Origin of the sequence: Polaribacter vadi (assembly GCF_018861005.1) — a bacterium.
Classification (GTDB): Bacteria; Bacteroidota; Bacteroidia; order Flavobacteriales; family Flavobacteriaceae; genus Polaribacter; species Polaribacter vadi_A.
In genome coordinates this window covers 226,057-245,350 of the sequence record NZ_JAHKQL010000034.1, presented here as the reverse complement: position 1 = coordinate 245,350, position 19,294 = coordinate 226,057, and the positions used below count along the sequence as shown (strand labels likewise).

Annotated in this window: 16 protein-coding genes; 5 read left to right on the top strand and 11 right to left on the bottom strand. The window is 29.9% G+C overall.

All coding sequences use genetic code 11. The features are described from left to right. Nucleotides 1-186: 186 nt before the first annotated feature. From KO506_RS16005 to KO506_RS15990, 4 genes are all read right to left on the bottom strand, one after another. Nucleotides 187-3,324: a DUF3427 domain-containing protein gene (locus KO506_RS16005; RefSeq protein ID WP_215995930.1), complete on the bottom strand. Its 3,138-nt coding sequence runs from the start codon at nt 3,322-3,324 to the stop codon at nt 187-189. Beyond that, entirely contained in the window at nt 3,321-3,710 is a 390-nt protein-coding gene (locus tag KO506_RS16000) for a (deoxy)nucleoside triphosphate pyrophosphohydrolase (protein WP_215995929.1), read from the bottom strand. The genes KO506_RS16005 and KO506_RS16000 overlap by 4 nt, the downstream gene beginning before the upstream one ends. A 541-nt stretch (nt 3,711-4,251) precedes the next feature. Next, nucleotides 4,252-6,465 carry a xanthine dehydrogenase family protein molybdopterin-binding subunit gene (locus tag KO506_RS15995; RefSeq protein ID WP_215995928.1) on the bottom strand — a complete coding sequence of 738 codons (2,214 nt, stop codon included), beginning with the start codon at nt 6,463-6,465 and terminating at the stop codon, nt 4,252-4,254. Continuing rightward, entirely contained in the window at nt 6,465-6,923 is a 459-nt protein-coding gene (locus tag KO506_RS15990) for a (2Fe-2S)-binding protein (protein ID WP_215995927.1), read from the bottom strand. Before KO506_RS15990 ends, KO506_RS15995 begins: the two co-directional genes overlap by 1 nt. Nucleotides 6,924-7,075: 152 nt before the next feature. Here KO506_RS15990 and KO506_RS15985 point away from each other — a divergent pair, with 152 nt between their 5' ends. After that, a complete protein-coding gene (locus KO506_RS15985; protein ID WP_215995926.1) occupies nt 7,076-8,143 on the top strand; it encodes a T9SS type A sorting domain-containing protein in 1,068 nt (355 codons plus the stop codon). A 1-nt stretch (nt 8,144) separates the two neighbouring features. Here the strand turns inward: KO506_RS15985 and KO506_RS15980 are convergent, their stop codons facing one another. The 4 genes from KO506_RS15980 to KO506_RS15965 all read right to left on the bottom strand — a co-directional run bounded on the left by KO506_RS15980 (nt 8,145) and on the right by KO506_RS15965 (nt 12,623). Next, complete coding sequence (locus KO506_RS15980) at nt 8,145-9,248, bottom strand: lactonase family protein (RefSeq protein WP_215995925.1); 1,104 nt, start codon at nt 9,246-9,248, stop codon at nt 8,145-8,147. A 2-nt stretch (nt 9,249-9,250) separates the two neighbouring features. Continuing rightward, entirely contained in the window at nt 9,251-10,996 is a 1,746-nt protein-coding gene (locus KO506_RS15975) for a M14 family metallopeptidase (RefSeq protein ID WP_215995924.1), read from the bottom strand. Between the two features lie 106 nt (nt 10,997-11,102). Continuing rightward, complete coding sequence (gene coaD / locus KO506_RS15970; protein ID WP_215995923.1) at nt 11,103-11,558, bottom strand: pantetheine-phosphate adenylyltransferase; 456 nt, start codon at nt 11,556-11,558, stop codon at nt 11,103-11,105. Nucleotides 11,559-11,648: 90 nt separating this feature from the next. Further along, nucleotides 11,649-12,623, bottom strand: a complete 975-nt coding sequence (locus KO506_RS15965) for a D-alanine--D-alanine ligase (protein WP_215995922.1) — start codon at nt 12,621-12,623, stop codon at nt 11,649-11,651. Between the two features lie 93 nt (nt 12,624-12,716). On the opposite strand from KO506_RS15965, the gene KO506_RS15960 reads away from it, so the two are divergent. The 3 genes from KO506_RS15960 (at nt 12,717) to KO506_RS15950 (ending at nt 15,410) form a co-directional block, all read left to right on the top strand. Further along, nucleotides 12,717-13,271, top strand: a complete 555-nt coding sequence (locus tag KO506_RS15960) for a PASTA domain-containing protein (protein WP_215995921.1) — start codon at nt 12,717-12,719, stop codon at nt 13,269-13,271. Nucleotides 13,272-13,354: 83 nt separating this feature from the next. Next, the gene (locus KO506_RS15955) at nt 13,355-14,392 is read left to right on the top strand and encodes an RluA family pseudouridine synthase (RefSeq protein WP_215995920.1); all 1,038 of its coding nucleotides are present in this window, start codon (nt 13,355-13,357) and stop codon (nt 14,390-14,392) included. Nucleotides 14,393-14,453: 61 nt separating this feature from the next. After that, a complete protein-coding gene (locus KO506_RS15950; RefSeq protein ID WP_215995919.1) occupies nt 14,454-15,410 on the top strand; it encodes a hypothetical protein in 957 nt (318 codons plus the stop codon). Between the two features lie 56 nt (nt 15,411-15,466). On the opposite strand, the gene KO506_RS15945 is transcribed toward KO506_RS15950, so the two are convergent. The 3 genes from KO506_RS15945 to KO506_RS15935 form a co-directional block, all read right to left on the bottom strand. Next, nucleotides 15,467-15,724, bottom strand: coding sequence for a DUF6952 family protein (locus tag KO506_RS15945; protein WP_215995918.1), 258 nt, complete (start codon nt 15,722-15,724; stop codon nt 15,467-15,469). A 2-nt stretch (nt 15,725-15,726) separates the two neighbouring features. Beyond that, on the bottom strand, nt 15,727-16,035 hold the full coding sequence (locus KO506_RS15940; RefSeq protein ID WP_215995917.1) for a thioredoxin family protein: 309 nt from the start codon (nt 16,033-16,035) through the stop codon (nt 15,727-15,729). 81 nt (nt 16,036-16,116) lie between these two features. After that, nucleotides 16,117-16,758 (bottom strand): peroxiredoxin, encoded by a 642-nt coding sequence (locus KO506_RS15935; RefSeq protein ID WP_215995916.1) that lies wholly within the window; start codon nt 16,756-16,758, stop codon nt 16,117-16,119. 305 nt (nt 16,759-17,063) lie between these two features. Here KO506_RS15935 and katG point away from each other — a divergent pair, with 305 nt between their 5' ends. Continuing rightward, nucleotides 17,064-19,241, top strand: coding sequence for a catalase/peroxidase HPI (gene katG, locus KO506_RS15930; protein WP_215995915.1), 2,178 nt, complete (start codon nt 17,064-17,066; stop codon nt 19,239-19,241). Nucleotides 19,242-19,294: the final 53 nt, after the last annotated feature.

The following is a 19,294-nucleotide window of genomic DNA, read 5'->3' as shown; positions in this document are numbered from 1 at the left end:
ATTGCATTTTTTGCGGAGTACAAAGAAACAAATTCTAAATCTTCTGAAAGGTTTTCATACAACGATGCAATTAGATATTTCTTGATTGCATCGTTTTATTTAGTGCTGTTTCATTTCCTAAATGAACATCATTTTTGTAAATCACAAATATCGTTCCTGTTTCTTTTTTAATTTTTATTTTTTTAGTTATCCTAAAGACAATTTAGCAGCATCTTTCCATAAATAATGTGGCATTGGTTCTTTTAGTTCCCAATTTATACTCATGGGTTTAGAACCATAATAATCTCTTAAATTCCCTTCTCCAATAAATACGTAACCTAAGCTTTTACCATATTCATTTTTAGCTTTTTCACGAACAAAAAGCAAGATTCTTTTTTTATTTTTTTTATGGTTGATATAAGACAAGCCCTTACCTTTATCGGGTCTTGATTGGTTTTGAGTTTGCCAATGAAACAATAATTCATTTACAGCATAATCATCATACATTGTTGAAGGCGAAAAATTTTCTTCGGATTTCATTAGATTGATGAATAACACTTCTGTTTTTAAATTGTTATTTTCTGCAGTTCCTTCTCTATTTGATGACTTAACATCAAAACTACTTAGCTTAAAAGCTACTAAAATTTGGTCTCTGGTATAACGACTATGTAACTTTAATGGTTGTTCATAAGGAAGCAGAATTGGTAATTCCTTAAAGCTGATGTTTTCTATTAAAACCTCAAGGACTTCTTTTATTTCTTTAATTAGAACATTATTTGAACCAATTGCTTTAATGCTTTTTTCCAAAGAATCAAAACCACCTGCTTGTCTCCAAACATCATAATGCAGCATTAGAAGCATTGTCTTTTCATTAGATGAAAATTCTGAAATTTTTATATTGAAATTTAGTTTTGCAATTTTTAGAATAAAAGAAAAATAACTTAAAGAATTTGTTGAAAGCCATTTGTATAAAATTGCAGAAACAATTTCTTTTTCATTCTCTGAAGAGAAATGATTTATTTTACCCGCAAGTTGACACAAGCGTTTCCAACTTCCTCTTTTATAGATAAATTGTAAAGGAATATTGTAAAAAGTGCTAAAGTTACCAATAGTTAAAGGTAAATTAGTGTCGTGTTGAAACTGCTGAATTTTTTGAATTAATTTACTCTTATTTAAAGAGGTTGCAGCAGAAATATTTTTAAGAATTGTTTCTTTTGTTTTTTTCTCTAGTATTATTGAGCATCCTAATGGTAAATGAGGAAAATTGTCTTCAACTTCTTTTTTAACAGTTGTATTTGTTTTACCAATTAAGGCCCTAAACTTACTTTCAAAATTGTATTCTGGTTTAGAATTCCCTACAAAGTCTAAAACAGTTAAACAATCTTTATCTTGATGCAGTCTTAAACCTCTTCCTAATTGTTGTAAAAAGACAGTTAAACTTTCTGTTGGTCTTAAAAATAGCACAGTATCAATTTCAGGGATATCAATACCTTCGTTAAACATGTCAACAACAAATAAATAATTGATTTCTTTTTTTTCTAATTTTTGACGAATAAAAACCCTGTCGTTACTGTTTTTACTTGTTAAATAATCAGCTTTAAATCCTGCTAAAGTAAATTTTTCTGACATGTATTTTGCATGTTCCATAGACACACAATAACCTAAAGCTCTAACATCAGTAACATCTTTTGTGTACTTGTTTAATGCATCAATTATTTCTCTTACTCTTCTATCACTTTCAGTATATAAATTAGTTAACTCGCTAGCAACATATTTACCTCTAACCCATTTAACATTTGTTAAATCAATGCTATCTGTAATACCAAAGTATTGAAAAGGGCAAAGTAATTTTCTATTCATTGCTTCAGGTAATCTTATCTCTGCTGCAATTTTATTATTAAAATCCTCTAAAATATCTCCACCATCCATTCGTTCTGGTGTAGCTGTAAGTCCAAGAAGTACTCTTGGTTTAAAGTAATTGATTATTTCTCGATAGCTATTGGCTTTTTGGTGATGGCACTCATCAATAATAATATAATCATAATATTCAGGTGTTAAATTATGATTTTTATATTGATTATTTACTGTTTGTATAGATGCAAATATATATTCAAAATTATTAGGAACTATTCCATCAACCCAAAGTTCTCCAATATTATTATTTCTTAAAACACCTTGAAAAGTTGATAGTGATTTTTGTAATATTTCTTTCCTATGTGCTAGAAAAAGTAACTTAGCAGAAGTATTTTCTTGTTTAAATCGTTTATAATCAAAAGCAGAAATAACTGTTTTCCCTGTTCCTGTTGCTGCAACTACAAGATTACGATACCTGTTGTGTACAGTTCTTTCTACTTCTAGTATTTCTAAAACTTCATTTTGATATGGAAATGGTTTGATATCAAAAAAAGCAGTTGTGTTTTCATAAGGTTTACTAAACTTACTTTGCTTTAGTGCATTTTGTAGTTTTTCTTTGTGTATGATATCATCAAATAATTCAAAATCATCGCTTTGCCAATAGGCATCAAATGTTTTCTGAAATTTGTCAATTATATGACCAACTTCTTTAGTTGTAACTTTTAAATTCCATTCTAAACCATCAGTTAAAGCAGACCTTGAAAAATTAGATGAACCAATATATGCAGTATGAAAGCCTGAATTTCTATAAAACAAATAAGCTTTTGCGTGTAATCTTTCGTTTGAAGTATTATAAGATATTTTAACTTCTGTATTAGGCAGTTTAGCGAGTAATTGGATAGCCTTGTAATCTGTTGCCCCTATATAAGTTGTAGTAATTACTTTTAATTTCCCTCCTCGTTCAGTAAATTCTCTTAATTCTTTTTCAAGAATAATTATTCCTTTAAATTTAATAAAAGAAACTAATAAATTAATTTGATTTGACGATAAAATCTCTTTTTTTAATTCACTTTCTAAGGATAAACCTCCATTTCCGCCTGTAAAAAGTTCACTTTGAGTTAAGGTTGTATATGGTGTAATTTCTTTGAGTCTTAAATCTAAATTTGAAAAATGAGCATCAGCTTTAGAGAACACAGCTTTTAAAATTTCACCTTCAACATTTATTAAATCTTCATCAAATTCTTGTTTATTTAGTTCTTCTTTAAGTAAAATGATTATTTTATTCGCTATTTTAATCTGTTCATCGACTTTCGTTTTTCCAATAAATCCAAAAGCTTGTTTTAATGTTTTGGCTAAATGTTTAGAAAGAATACTTGAAGCCTCCACTTTATCAATGGGACTTTTCTTTAAAAAGAATTTATTCTTATCAATTTCACTTAATTTCTCATTGATAAGTTGTGTAATTAATTCTTCGTAGATTCCTTGATTCATAATGCTAAAAATTCTTTCAAAATAGGTACATCTGATTCAGCCCAATCTAGGTTAATTAATTCTTTTTTATGAGCTAAAACAAAATCTGAATGCTCTTTTAAGATTAGTTCTCCTGAAATATAATCAGTTAAAAAAGGAATCAATTTAATTTTAAAATCTGGATACTCATAAGCTACAGGAGTTAGCCTTTTTTTAATTTCAATTTTAATATTTAATTCTTCAAATATTTCTCTTTTAATGCATTCAATATCTGTTTCTCCTTTTTCTATTTTTCCACCTGCAAATTCCCATTTTAAAGGTAGTTTCATTGTATCACTTCTTTGTACAGCTAGAATTTTATCATTAAATTGAATGATTGCACAAGTAACTTTAATTCTTTTTTCCATAACACAAAAAGCTGAAGAAATTGCTTTTAAACGAATTTACAAATAATTTATAGTTTAAAATAATACTCTCATTCTAAAATTAATGAAATTTTTAATGTATTAAAATTCTAGAAATACCAATAACTAACTATTGTAGCTAAAGTCAACAACTTTATAATATTGCTCCTTATACTTTAATACATTTGTTACCTAACATTTTTCTATAACTTTTGTTACTTTTTTATCCTTAGTAAGTTATTTTTTTAACACTATACTAGTATATTCTAAAAAGTAAAGTGGTATAATTTAAAAAAAATTGTAGTATTATTTGACTAAAGGAAATCTTGTAGATTTGGATCAAGTAGATAAATTAAAAATGAGATTTCAGTGCACAACAGAAGAAAATACTAAAAAATTATCACCTAAAAAAACATTAAAAAATACCACGTTAATTATCAACTTTATGTAAAGATAAAACGTAAGTTAAAAGGAGGCAATACAAATTACAAAGAAGGTAGCAAAAGTATGGATTAATTTATTTTTTCTTATTGAGAAAGACTAATTAAACCATCCCTGCATCAACCAAAGGCAAACTTCTTACACGTTTCCCTGTAGCATTGAAAATTGCATTACAAATAGCAGGTGCAATAACAGGAACTCCTGCCTCACCAACTCCAGTTGGTTTTTCGTTCATTTTATCCATAATATGAATATGGATATTTGGTGCATCTTTCATTCTTGTCATTTGATAATCGAAAAAATTATTTTGCTCAACAGCGCCTTCTGTTGTAGAAATTTTTCCATACATAGCCAAAGACATTCCAAAAAAGACAGAACCTTCTAATTGATTTTTAACATTGTCTTTGTTTAAAACCAAACCACAATCTATGGTGGTCCAAGTATTTTTGACTTTAACTTTATCATCTATAACAGCAACCTCAACAATAGTAGCTACATAACTGTAAAAACTGTATTGAATTGCAACTCCTAATCCATGATTTTCGGGCAAAGTTCTACCCCAATTTGCCATTTGAGATGTTTTTATTAAAACATCTTTCATGCGTTTTGAATTGTAAGGATGTTCCGATTTTCCTTGAATAACCCTATCTTTTCCTATTAAACCTAAATGAAACTGAACAGGATCTACATTTGCAGCATTTGCTAGCTCGTCTACAAAAGAGTTATTCCCAAAACCACTGTGAATATTAATTACAGAGCGCATCCAACCAATTCTTACATGTGCTTCTGCTTTCGCATTTTCTAATCTAAAGTTTGTTAAATTATAAGGGTTATTGGTAAAACCTTGGTTTAATTCTGAACCAGTTGCATAATCTGACAATGGTTTAAAAATTGATGCAATAGAAGGCATAGCCAATCTTTGCAACCAACCAGAAACATTTCCGTTTTTATCTAAACTTCCTTTTAAATATTGCGCACTTGTAGAATGATAAAAACCGTGTTTAATGTCATCTTCACGTGTCCAAACCACTTGTACAGGTGTACCCATTTCTTTGGATAAAGCAACTGCTTCTACCACAAAATCTGACTTTGATTTACGTCCAAAACCACCACCTAACATAGTCACATTTATGGTAATATTTTCTAAAGAAATTTCAAAAAAGTGTGCCAATTCTGCTCTTGCAGTTTGCGGATCTTGTAAAGGAGCCCAAACTTCAATTTTATTCTCTTGAAACCAAGCAGTTGCATTGGGTACTTCCATAGGTGCGTGGGTCAAAAAAGGAACGTGATATGTAGCTTCTACAATTTTATCTGCTTCCTCAAAAGCAGTAAAAACATCGCCTTTTTTACCTGGCACTAATTTTGCTTTTTGATGCACTCTTTGGGTTAAGCGTTTTTTATATTCATCAGAATTAAAAGAATGATTCTCTCCATAATTCCACTCAATATCTAATTCTAATTTTCCCTGAAAAGCAGACCAAGTATTATTAGCAATTACAGCAACACCACCTAAAGCTCCAAAAAACTGACCAATTGGAGGATCCATTTTATTTAATTTAATCACTTTTTCTACACCAGCAACTTTTTCTGCATCAGTGCTGTCAAAGCTTTTTACAGTTCCGTAAGTTACAGGACATCTTGCAATGGCTGCAAATTTTAAATTCGGAATTCTAAAATCGATGCCATAAGTTGCAGTTCCGTCCGTAAAATCTTTTAAATCGACACTCTTTAAATCTTTACCTATATATTTAAAATCTTCTACTTTTTTTAGTTTGATGTTTTCATCAGCAGGAATTGCAACTTCAGCAGCTTCATCAACCAGATCTCCAAAGAAAATCTTATCACCAGAATTGCTGTTTATAATATAATGATTCTCTGCTTTACAAACAGATTCAGCAACATTCCATTTTTTTGCTGCTGCAGTAATTAACATCATTTTAGAAGCTGCACCCATTTTACGCATAGGTTCTAAAATAGTTCGTACACTTCTAGAACCATCCGTATTTTGATTGCCATATTTAGCATTTCCTGTGGCTTGTTTTACTGTAATATATTGCCAATCTGCTTCTAATTCATCTGCAATTGCAGAAGCCAAAGAGGTTTTAATGCCTTGCCCCATTTCTGAACGAGAAGCAATTAATGTAATGTTGCCATCTCTTTGAATTTGCACAAATAAGTTGGGTGTAAACATTCCATCCACTTGTGGTAAAAATTCTTTTTTGTTTGATGATACATTACACCCTAAAATAATTCCTGTAGATGCTAAACCAAAAAATTTCACAAAATCTCTACGATTTATTTGTTGTATTTTACTCATCAATTTTGGTTTTTAAGTGCTACAGCTTTGTGTATTGCTTTTCTAATTCTTGAATATGTTCCACATCTGCAAATATTAGAACTCATAGCATCATCTATATCTTTATCTGTAGGATTTTCAATTTTATCTAACAAAGAAGTGGCTGCAATCAATTGCCCTGACTGACAATAACCACATTGTGGCACATTACCATCAAACCAAGCTTCTCTTAAATATTCTAAATTTTGTGTTGTCCCTTCAATAGTTAAAATTTCTTTTCCAACTCCATAAGCCACTGGCATACTACAAGATTTTGTGAGCCTACCATCAATTAAAATAGAACAAGCACCACATTGTGCAACTCCACAACCAAATTTTGTACCTGTTAAACCAACAATATCTCTTATTGCCCACAAAAGTGGCATATCATCCTGCACATCAATCTCATAAAATTTATTATTAATTGAAAGTTTTGTCATATTTAATGTTTATTGTTTTACAAGGTACATAAATTTTAAAAATGATAATTTTATGACGTTAATTTAATAAATCTCATAATTTTTATATAACACAAAAATTCTTTCTATATTTGGATATCCAAAATTGGTTAACCAATTCTATCACAATCAAAATGAAATATTTATACCTTCTTTTTTTATTTGTATTTTGCTTTTCTTCTCCAACTTTTTCTCAAGTAACTTTAACTGCAGATGGTTCTGGAAATACTTATGAATTGATAAATTCTGTTTTAGCACCTAATTATGATGTAGTTGAAGTACCAGATTGCAAACACACCACTTTTGGCAGACATATAGATGAACTTTTTGATGCTGACTTAAACAAAAACGTTTTTCGATTTTTTGCACATGCTAATGAAGATGATGATCGTTGTAAAAACGACGATAGACAACGAACTGAAATTAAATCTTATGACAAAAGTCCTGAAAATTTAAAAGCGATTGAAGGCGAAAAAGTTGTTTACAAATGGAAAATGAAAATTGATGCAAATTTTCAAGCATCACCTAATTTTACACACCTGCATCAATTAAAATCTGTTGGTGGCGATTTTTCATCAATACCAATGTATACGCTAACTGCAAGAAAAGGGACACCAGATCAATTAGAATTAAGACAAACGAGCACTGATGATCAAGAGACCTTAAAAAAAGTAGATTTATCTTTAATAAAAGGACATTGGGTTGAGTTTACAGAAAGAATTGAATTTGGCACAAACAGTTATTATTCTCTAGAAATTAAAAGAATTGACAACCAAACTGTAGTTTTTGAATACGAAAATAACTCTATTGATAATTGGCAAAATGGTGCTGAATTTGTACGCCCAAAATGGGGTATTTATAGAAGTTTAAACAACGTGCAAGATTTAAGAGATGAAGCTGTTTTATTTGCCGATTTTAGTATTGAGGAGGTAAATACTTTGTCTGTAAACGATTTAAAAACTAACAATCAATTGATTAAAATATTTCCTAATCCTGTTGTAAATGAAATCCAAATTATTAATGATTTTTCTGAAGATTACAGTCAGATTTACATTTACAATGTACTTGGTAAATTAGTTGATATCAAACAAGAAAGCACCTCTAAAACACTTAATATTTCTCATTTAAAAAGCGGAACTTATTTTTTAATCTTTAAAAATGATGAAAAAATCATAAGTAAAAATACTGTGATTATTCAATAATTTAAAACAAAATACACACAGGTTTTGGCGCAGAAATTTCTGAGACAAACGTTAGTTTTCCTGTAGTTTCATTTCTTTGAAAAGAGATGATATTATGAGTATCTTGATTGGCCACCAAAAGAAATTTATTATCGGGAGTTAACGAAAAATTCCTTGGACTTTCTCCTTTTACAGATTCAAAACCCACTAAAGATAATTTTCCGTTTTCAGGATGTACTTTATAAATTACAATGGAATTGTGCCCACGATTAGAAGCATATACAAATTTACCGTCTTTAGAAATATGAATATCTGCAGCTTTAGAAAATTCGGTAAAATTTTCAGGAATCATAGAAATTGACGCATCTATTTCATAAAAATTGTCCTTTTCTTTTACCAAAGTTACTGTATTATTGAGTTCGTTTAAAACGTAAATCCATTTATGATTCGGATGAAACGTTAAATGTCTAGGCCCTGCACCATCTGCCATTTTTAATGTATTTGGATTTGCCAAAACTAGCTTATTTTCTTTTTTATCAATCGTAGAAAACCATAATTCATTGGTTCCTAAATCAACAGCAATAACTTCTTTTTTCTTTGGATGAAACCAAGCAGAATGTGCATGTGGTTTTCTCTGCCTGTTTGTAGTTCCTTTACCTTTATGCTGTTGTACGTTTAACAATTCTGACAATTTTCCAGATTCATTGGCTTGTAATAAACCTACACTTCCACCTCCATAATTTGCAGTTAAAACATAATTATCATCATTTATCGCTACAAAACAAGGTCCTGCTCCACCAGATTCTGAAATACTAATTTGCTTTAAATTATCATTTTCAATTTTATACGATTTTACAAAACCTTTGCCTTTTTCTGCAGTTTCTGCAACTGCAAAAAGTGTTTTATTGTCTTTAGATTTTACTAAAAAAGTTGGATTTTTCGTTTCCGCTACTAACTTAATTTTAGATAAAAATCCTTTGCTATCAATTTGCGATTTGTAAATCCCTTTACTTTCACCATCTGTATAGGTACCAATGTAAAATTCTGTAGCTTTTTGCTCTTTCATTTCTGATGATTTACAACTAATTAGAAAAGCTAAAATTGATAGTATTAATATATTTTTCATAACTATCTTACTTTAAAAATTGGTAAACGTAAATGCGCTTTTTCGTAATGAGGAGAATTTTTATAAATGAAATTCAACTGCATTCTTGAATTCTTAGCAAAATCTGCATCATTGCTTAATTTATCTTCAAACTCTTTTTTAAGTGATGGGTTTTCTGCTAATAATTGTTCAGCAATATCTTCGAAAACATAGGCAGAATACCCTTCTTTTTGTTGTAAAATAGTATCGAAAAAGTTCCAATTAAAAAAGGAATCTGTAGCTTCTGCTTCTAAGGTTTCTAATAAATAACGAACTCCATTTTGATTGGTATCAATATAAACATCACCTTTTAAAAATTTAATACTTTCTTTAGATGCAGAAATTGTAGTGTTATAATGCAGATAGTGTCCTTCATAAGGTGATGTTCTACTTTTATAATCTTTAATATGATTTACCTCAACTTCAATTATGGTATCATTATTAAAACGTGTAAACTCAATGTTGTTATTCTTTAATCGCTCAACAACATTATGCCAACCTTGAGGCAAAATATAAGCTTTCGGAATTTCGATTGTTTTGGTAACTTTAAACTCATCAAAATACTTTGTTTCTTTTACAAATGGTTTTGTTTTATCATAAAATAATCTTTTTCCATTGGTAACTTTACTATCTATAATTTCACCTTCATAACCTTTAAAATTTAAAGTTCTAAACTTTTCTCTATCTACTTTAAATTGTATAGGATATATTTTTTTCGCTAAAATTTCTGATGTTGCTTTTGTACGTAATTCTTTAATATCTACTGAATTATTTTCAGCAAAATCAAAAGCAGAAAGCATTAATTCATACGTTTGCTCTACTCTAATTTTATAAGGTTTTAGCATATGCGTTTCTACCATTAAACCTAAAGTATTAAACATGGTTGTGTAACCTGTAGAATATCTTGGTGAATCGAAAAATTGCGAAAATCCAGTTTCTGGAGTTGTGCCCCAAACATTTACATAAGGTGTAATATTAATGCCTTTATTTACTAAAGATGTTTCTAATTCAGGGCGCATTTTATTTTGCAAAAAGTTACCTAAACTGCCACCTAATTTATTATGCTGTGTAAATAAATGTGTAATTGCATATTGATAATCTGCACCATTACTTACGTGATTGTCTATAAAAACATCAGGATTTACAGTGTGAAATATCTCTGCAAAAGCTGCTGCATTTTTTGTATCTTGTTTTACAAAATCTCTGTTTAAATCGTAATTTCTGGAATTACCTCTAAAACCATATTCTAAAGGTCCATTTTGATTGGCTCTTGTGTGCGAATTTCTATTTAAAGAACCACCAACATTATACACAGGTATTACACAAATAATTGAATTTTGATATTTATTTTGCAAAGAATCTTTTTTCACAATGTCTCTTAACAACATCATAGAAGCGTCAATTCCATCAGATTCACCTGGGTGAATTCCGTTATTGATTAGAATTCGATTTTTTGGTGAGTTTTTTATTTCATCAACATTATAAATGCCTGATTTGTCATACACCACCAAATGCAAAGGTTCACCTGAATCTGTTTGCCCAAATGAAAACAACGAAATTTCATCATATACTTCTGCCAAATCTGTGTAATACGAAATTACCTCTTTGTATTCTGGAGTTTCTGTGCCTTTTGAAGTTTCAAAAAGTGTAGTGAAATCTTTATTTTCTTTGGATGAATTATCACAAGAAAAAATTAAAATTGAGATAAGAAGTACGATTATTTTTTTCATTTTATATTAAATTAAAATGTCGACAATAAAATCAACATTAATGTATGAGATTTCTCCACAAGGTCGAAATGACAAAACAAAGTGGAAAGCATATTTGTTTTGATTTTTATTTTACTCTAACAGCCTCTGGCACTAAACCTGTGTAATCTCCATCATTTCTAATTACATCTCTTACAATTGATGAAGAAATATAACTTTTACCAGAAGATGTTAATAAGAACACAGTTTCAATTTCTGATAATTTTCTGTTGGTATGTGCAATGGCTTTTTCAAACTCAAAATCAGCAGGGTTTCTTAAACCTCTTAGAATAAAATTTGCATTTTGTTCTCTACAAAAATTTACAGTTAAACCTTGGTAGGTTACAACCTTTATTTTGGGTTCGTGTTTAAAGGTTTCTTCGATAAATTTTTTACGTTCTTCTAAAGAAAACATATATTTTTTATCTGCATTAATACCAATGGCAATAATTAATTCATCAAAAACGGTTACCCCTCTTTCAATAATATCTACGTGACCCAATGTTAGTGGATCAAATGATCCTGGAAAAATTGCTTTTTTCATCTTTATTATATTTTAACTTTATTGAAACAAGATGTTTTTGATTCAAGATACAAGATTAATCCTGTTTCCTGAATCAAAAACATCTTGTCTCTATTTAATGGCACTCATTATTGAATTGTCAAACAGTTCTTTTAAAGAAATTCCTGCTTCTTTGGCTTGTTGTGGCAAAATGCTTTCTTCTGTCATTCCAGGCACTGTATTCATTTCTAAAAAATGAGGTTCTCCATCAACAAAAATATATTCAGATCTAGAAAAACCACTCATATTTAAAGCTTTGTACACTTTTTTTGCAACTTCTTCTACTCTACTTTTTTCTTTTGATGAAATTCTGGCAGGCGTTATTTCTTGCGATTTTCCTTCGTATTTTGCTTCATAGTCAAAGAAATCATTATCTGATACAATTTCTGTAATTGGCAATACTTTAATTTCGTTGTTATATTCAATTACTCCCACAGAAACTTCGGTTCCGTTTAAAAAAGACTCAATTAAAATGGAATTGTCTTCTTTATACGCAACATCAATTCCTTTTAAAATTTCCTCTTTAGAATACGCTTTAGAAATTCCGTAACTAGAACCAGCATTATTTGGCTTTATAAAACAAGGCAAACCAACTTTTTCAATAATTGCATCAGTATTTAAAACATCACCTTTATTTAAATATACAGAAATTGCGGTTTTAATTCCGTATTCTTTTACCACACTTAAACAATCTCTTTTATTAAAAGTTAATGCCATTTGATAAAAAGGAGCAGAAGTATGAGGTATATTTAGCAGTTCTAAATAACCTAAAAGTATTCCGTTTTCACCTGGAGCACCATGAATTGCGTTAAAAACACAACTAAATGTGACAGTTTCATCAGCTAAAACAAAAGAAAAATCGTTTTTATTGATTTTATATTCTTTATCATTATCATCTAAAGCAACCCATTTATCCTTTAGAATATGCACTCTAAATGCGTTGTATTTTTCTTTATCTAAATGTTTGTAAACCACATTTCCACTCACTAAAGAAATGTTAACTTCGGATGAATATCCACCCATTATTATGGCAATATTTTTTTTCATCAAATTGTATTAATTATAACAAATTTATCAAAATATAAATAGAAACTGCAACGTTTAGTTTTTATATCTTTGTGCATCTATCAAAAAACATTTATGAGTATTTTTAAATTTCTGAAAAGCAAATCGTTTTTATTGCAAATTGTAATTGCAATTGTTGGTTTTTTTATATTATTTTTTGTCTTAAAGTTTTGGTTAAACATAACCACAAATCACGACCAAAAAATACAAGTTCCTAATCTTCATAAAATCACTTTAGATGAAGCCGAACGAAAATTAAAAGAATTAAATTTAGATTTTAAAGTGATAGACAGCGCAAGCTACAACCCAACTTATCCTAAAAAATCTGTGATAGAACAAAGCCCTGAAGCTGGAGATTTTGTTAAAGAAAAACGTAAAATATACCTTACTTTAAATCCGTCTAAATTTAGAGATATTACCATTCCAGATTTAAATGGACGCACCAAAAGACAAGCTGAATCTGAATTAACAGCAATTGGTTTTATTGTAGGTACAGATTATACTTATGTTAGAGACATTGGTTTAGATGTAGTTAGAGGTTTACGCCACAAAGGAAAAATCTTAAATCCGAATGATAAATTGCCTAAAAACTCTATTATTGAGTTGGTTTTGGGTGATGGTGAGAGATAGAATTCAGTTAGCAGTTAGTTAGCAAAAATAAAATTCATTAAACTTTACAACTTTGTTTCTTAGAAACTTAGTAACTAAAAAATATGCAAGAAAATAATTCTCAAGACATCGAAAATGATGATTTATACGAACATCATAGATTTACAGCCACTGCTGGTCAAGAGCCATTAAGGGTTGATAAATTTTTGATGAATTTCATTGAAAACGCAACAAGAAACAAAGTACAACAAGCTGCAAAAGCAGGTAATGTCTTAGTGAATGATGTTGCTGTAAAATCGAACCATAAAGTAAAACCACTTGATGTAGTAAGAGTTGTTTTGGCATATCCACCAGCAGAAAACTTACTGGTTGCAGAAGATATTCCTTTAGATATTGTTTACGAAGATGATACTGTTATTGTGGTTAACAAACCAGCAGGAATGGTTGTGCATCCAGGTCATGGAAATTATTCTGGTACTTTAGTAAATGGATTAATTCATCATATAGAAAATTTACCAACAAATTCTAATGAAAGACCAGGTTTGGTGCATAGAATAGACAAAGATACTAGTGGTTTATTAGTTGTTGCTAAAACCGAATTTGCAATGGCACATTTATCGAAACAATTTTTTGATAGAACTACAGAACGCTTATACTACGCTTTGGTTTGGGGAAATATAGAAGATGATGAAGGTAGAATTGAAGGCAATATTGGGCGTAGTTTAAAAAACCGTTTGCAAATGGCTGTTTTTCCTGATGGTGATTTTGGAAAACATGCAGTTACTCATTTTAAAGTTTTAGAGCGTTTAACGTACGTTACTTTAGTACAATGTAAGTTAGAAACTGGTAGAACTCATCAAATTAGAGCGCATTTTAAACATATAGGCCATACTCTTTTTAATGATGAAAGATATGGAGGAAATGACATTTTAAAAGGAACAACTTTTACCAAATACAAGCAATTTGTACACAACTGTTTTAAAGTTCTACCTAGACAAGCTTTACACGCAAAAACATTAGGATTTACACATCCTATTACTGGTGAATTTATGCAGTTCAATTCAGAAGTACCTAAAGATATTACAGACTGTTTAGAAAAATGGAGAACATATTCTGAGAATTCTAAGGATGTTGAATTGTAATTAATTCTGATTTTAAAGTTCTGTATTCACTATAAAAAATTGCATCAAAAAAAAATAAAAAATGAAAAATTTTAAACTTCTTTGCATCTTATTACTTTGTCAGAATTTTATGTTTTCTCAGACAGATAGCACAAACGTTTCTTTTGTAGCATATTGGTCTTTGGGTGATATGTATGAATATAAAGTATCAAAAATTCAACAACAAACTAAAGAAGGCAAATTAGTTAAAGACAGAAAAAGTGAATATACTGCACTTTTTGAAGTAATCGATTCTACTGAAACTTCATATACAATTAGCTGGAAATACGAAAATGATTTAGGCAACAATTATAACATTCCTGAAGCACTTTTAGAAAAATTTGAAAAATATAAGTTTACAGAAGTAAAGTATAAAACCTCTGAAACTGGCGAGTTTTTAGAAATTTTAAACTGGCAAGAAGTCAGTACTTTGTTAAGTGCCATGATTGATGATGTTGTTATTGTTTTAGGTGCAGAAGATAAAGAGATGGAGAAAGTTCTAGAAAAATCTATGAAACCAATCAAAGCCATGTATGCTAACCAACAAGGTATTGAAAAGCTAGTTGTTAAGGAATTACAATATTTTCATTTTCCTATGGGCTATGAATTTAACACTAATGAAACATTAACTTATGTAGATCAATTACCAAATATGTTTGGTGGAAATCCTATAAAAGCAGATGCAAAAGTGTTTTTTGATTCTGTTGATGTAGATGATGATTTTTGTGTGTTTAAACAAGAATTAGACTTAGACCCTAAAGATTCTTTAGAATTACTAAAATTGGTATTTAAAAAATTAGGTATTACTGATGAAAAGTTTGAAGAAGCTTTAAAAACATCAAAATTCGAAATAAAAGACAGAAATACTTACGAATATTATTACTACCCAGGTTTACCTCATAGAATAGAAACCGAAAGAACATCGTTAATAGATATTAATAATGAAAAAGGTACAAGAGTAGATAAAACTATTATTGAACTACAATATCAAGAAGAATAAAACACAAAAAAACCTCAAGCTTCCACTTGAGGTTTTTTACTATTATTTTGCAATACTTATTTATCTATAGAGCCTAAAACTCTTTTCATAAAAGTATTTAAAGCTTCTTTTTTTGGTGTGCCAGTCTTTACCATTTTATCTACTTCTATAGCACCATACATATTAGAAATTAACTCACCAATAACATCTAATTCTTCGTCTTTTAAAGAAGGAACTTCTGTTAATGCTTCAAGTGTTTCTATAGTTTCTAAAACATAATCTTGATCGTTTTCTTCGATAAAATTAGTTAAGTGTTTTATTACAGGTAATTTCATAACTACACAACTTCGTTTACTAAATCTTTTAATACATCAAACTTATTGGTTTGGGTTTGATTTACAATTTTACCATCTACAAAAGTTGCAAAAGTTGGCAAATTACTTACGTCTGCTAACTTTCTGCTTTCTGGATAAGCTTCTGCATCTGCAATAACAAAAGCTACGCTTTCATTTTCTGAAGCCAATTTTTTAAATTTTGGTTTCATTATCCTACAATTTCCACACCAAGTTGCAGAATATTGTACTACTACTTTTTGATTATCAGCAACAATTTCTGATAAATTATCTTGACTTAATTCTTGTAACATAATTCTGTTTTTTTATATTTAAAAATGAGTTTGTGCTATTATCCCCCAACACTAACACAAACTCATTTAAAAAAAATCTATTTAATGAGAAGCTAAATATTCTGCAGTTCCTTTTGCATTAGGAGACATTGCGTCTTTACCTTCTTCCCAGTTTGCAGGACAAACCTCTCCTTTTTCTTGAACATGAGTTAAAGCATCTACTAAACGTAAATATTCACCAACATTTCTACCTAATGGCATGTTGTTAATACTTTCATGTTGTACAACACCTTCTTCATCAATAATATATGTAGCTCTGTAAGTTACGTTATCACCTTCTACTTGTACAGTTTGTGTAGCTTCATCAAAAGTTTCATTTGTAATATCTAAAATTCCTAAAATTGAAGATAAGTTTCTGTTAGAATCTGCTAATAATGGATAAGTAACACCTTCTATACCTCCATTATCCTTAGATTGACTCAACCAAGCAAAATGTACTTCAGGAGTATCACAAGAAGCACCAATTACTATTGTGTTTCTTTTTTCGAATTCACCTAAAGCAGCTTGAAAAGCATGTAATTCTGTAGGACATACAAATGTAAAATCTTTTGGGTACCAGAATAAAACAACTTTTTTGTTATTATTAACTGCTTCTTCTAATACATTTACCTTAAATGTATCACCCATTTCATTCATTGCGTCTACATTTAAATCTGGAAATTTTTTACCAACTGCTGTTGCCATTTTTTTTAAATTTTATTTTATTAATAATTTGTTCTTATTTCTTTTACAAAGATACTAATACAAGCAAACTATTTTAAAAATATTAATGGGATGTTCTTATATTTTAATAAGTTTTATTTATATTAAATTACACTTAAGATAAATTAACTTTATTTTAAATTTACTATTTTTAGAAATGCTACAATTTATTTTTAATAATTAAAATCTATATTAAAATAAAAACAATAGATTTTAATTATCTGTAAAATAGTCGTAGGTTTGCCTCATCAATAAAAATAAAACTAAAATTTAAAAATATATTTATAATGGAAAATTTAAAACACGGTTCTGGAGATATCACTAAATGTCCTTTTCACGGAGGCAATACTTCAGCTGAAAAAGATAATAAAGAATGGTGGCCAAATGCATTAAATCTAGACATTCTACATCAGCATGACACTAAAGTAAATCCTTTAGGTGAAGAATTTAATTATCATGAAGAATTAAAGAAACTTGATGTTGCTGCTTTAAAAGAAGATGTTACAAAACTTATGACAGATAGCCAAGATTGGTGGCCAGCAGATTGGGGTCATTATGGAGGTTTAATGATAAGATTAGCTTGGCACTCTGCAGGTTCTTATAGACTTTCTGATGGACGTGGAGGAGGTGGAACAGGAAATATTCGTTTTGCACCTTTAAATTCTTGGCCAGATAATGCAAGCTTAGACAAAGCAAGACGTTTACTTTGGCCTATCAAGAAAAAATATGGTAACAAATTAAGCTGGGCAGATTTAATTGTTTTATCTGGTACAATTGCTTACGAATCTATGGGTTTAAAAACTTTTGGTTTTTCTTTTGGTAGAAATGATGTTTGGCAACCAGAAAAAGACACGTATTGGGGTGCAGAAAAAGAATGGTTAGCACCAAGTGATGAACGTTATGAAGATGTAGAAGAAGCAAGCTCAATGGAAAACCCTTTAGCTGCTGTACAAATGGGACTAATTTACGTTAATCCAGAAGGTGTAAATGGCAAATCTGACCCTGCTAAAACAGCTTTTCATATTCGTGAAACTTTTGCAAGAATGGCTATGAATGATGAAGAAACAGCTGCTTTAACTGCTGGTGGACATACTGTAGGTAAAGCTCATGGAAATGGAGATGCAAGTAAATTAGGTCCTGAACCAGAAGCTGGGCCATTAGAAAACCAAGGTTTTGGTTGGGAAAATTCTAACGGAACTGGTATAGGGAGAGATACTTTTACAAGTGGAATTGAAGGTGCATGGACAACAGAACCTACAAAATGGGATAATGGTTATTTTGATCTTTTATTTGGTTATGAATGGGAACTTGTTAAAAGCCCAGCAGGTGCAACTCAATGGGCACCAATTAATATAAAAGAAGAAGATAAACCTGTAGACGTAGAAGATCCATCAATAAGATTAAACCCAATGATGACAGATGCAGATATGGCAATGAAAGTTGACCCAATTTATCGTGAAATCTGTGAGAGATTTAGTAAAGATCATGATTATTTTACAGAAACTTTTGCAAGAGCTTGGTTTAAATTAACTCACAGAGATATGGGACCAAAAGCAAGATATTTTGGACCAGACACACCTACAGAAGATTTAATTTGGCAAGACCCTATTCCTGCAGGTAATGCTAATTATGATGTAAATCTAATAAAAGAAAAAATTGCAAATACAGATTTAAGTATTTCTGAATTAGTAAGTACAGCTTGGGATAGCGCAAGAACTTACAGAGGCTCTGATATGCGTGGAGGAGCAAATGGAGCTCGTATTCGTTTAACACCACAAAAAGATTGGGCTGGTAACGAACCAGAAAGATTACAAAAAGTATTATCTGTTTTAGAACCAATTGCAAAAGAATTCAACATCAGTATTGCAGATACAATTGTTTTAGCTGGTAATGTTGGTGTAGAAAAAGCTGCAAATAATGCTGGCTTTGATATAACTGTTCCTTTTTCTTCAGGACGTGGAGATGCTACTGATGAAATGACTGAAGTAGATTCTTTTGATGTTCTTGAGCCTGTTGCAGATGGATTTAGAAACTGGTTAAAACAAGATTACATTGTTAGCCCAGAAGAAATGTTATTAGATAAAACTCAATTATTAGGCTTAACTGCTGTAGAAATGACAGTTTTAATTGGTGGTATGCGTGTAATTGGAACAAATTATGGAGATACTAAATATGGAGTTTTTACTGATAATGTTGGCTCTTTAACCAATGATTTCTTTGTAAACTTAACAGATATGGCAAATACGTGGCATCCTGTTGCTGGTACTTTATACGAAATTAGAGATCGTAAAACAGATACTTTTAAATGGTCTGCAACTAGCGTAGATTTAGTTTTCGGGTCTAACTCTATATTACGCTCTTATGCAGAAGTATATGCACAAGATGATAGCAAAGAAAAATTTGTAAACGATTTTGTAAAAACTTGGACAAAGGTGATGAACGCAGATCGTTTTGACATCAAATAAATAATAAACTACATAAAGGATAAACTCTTTAAATAGAGTTTATCCTTTTTAAA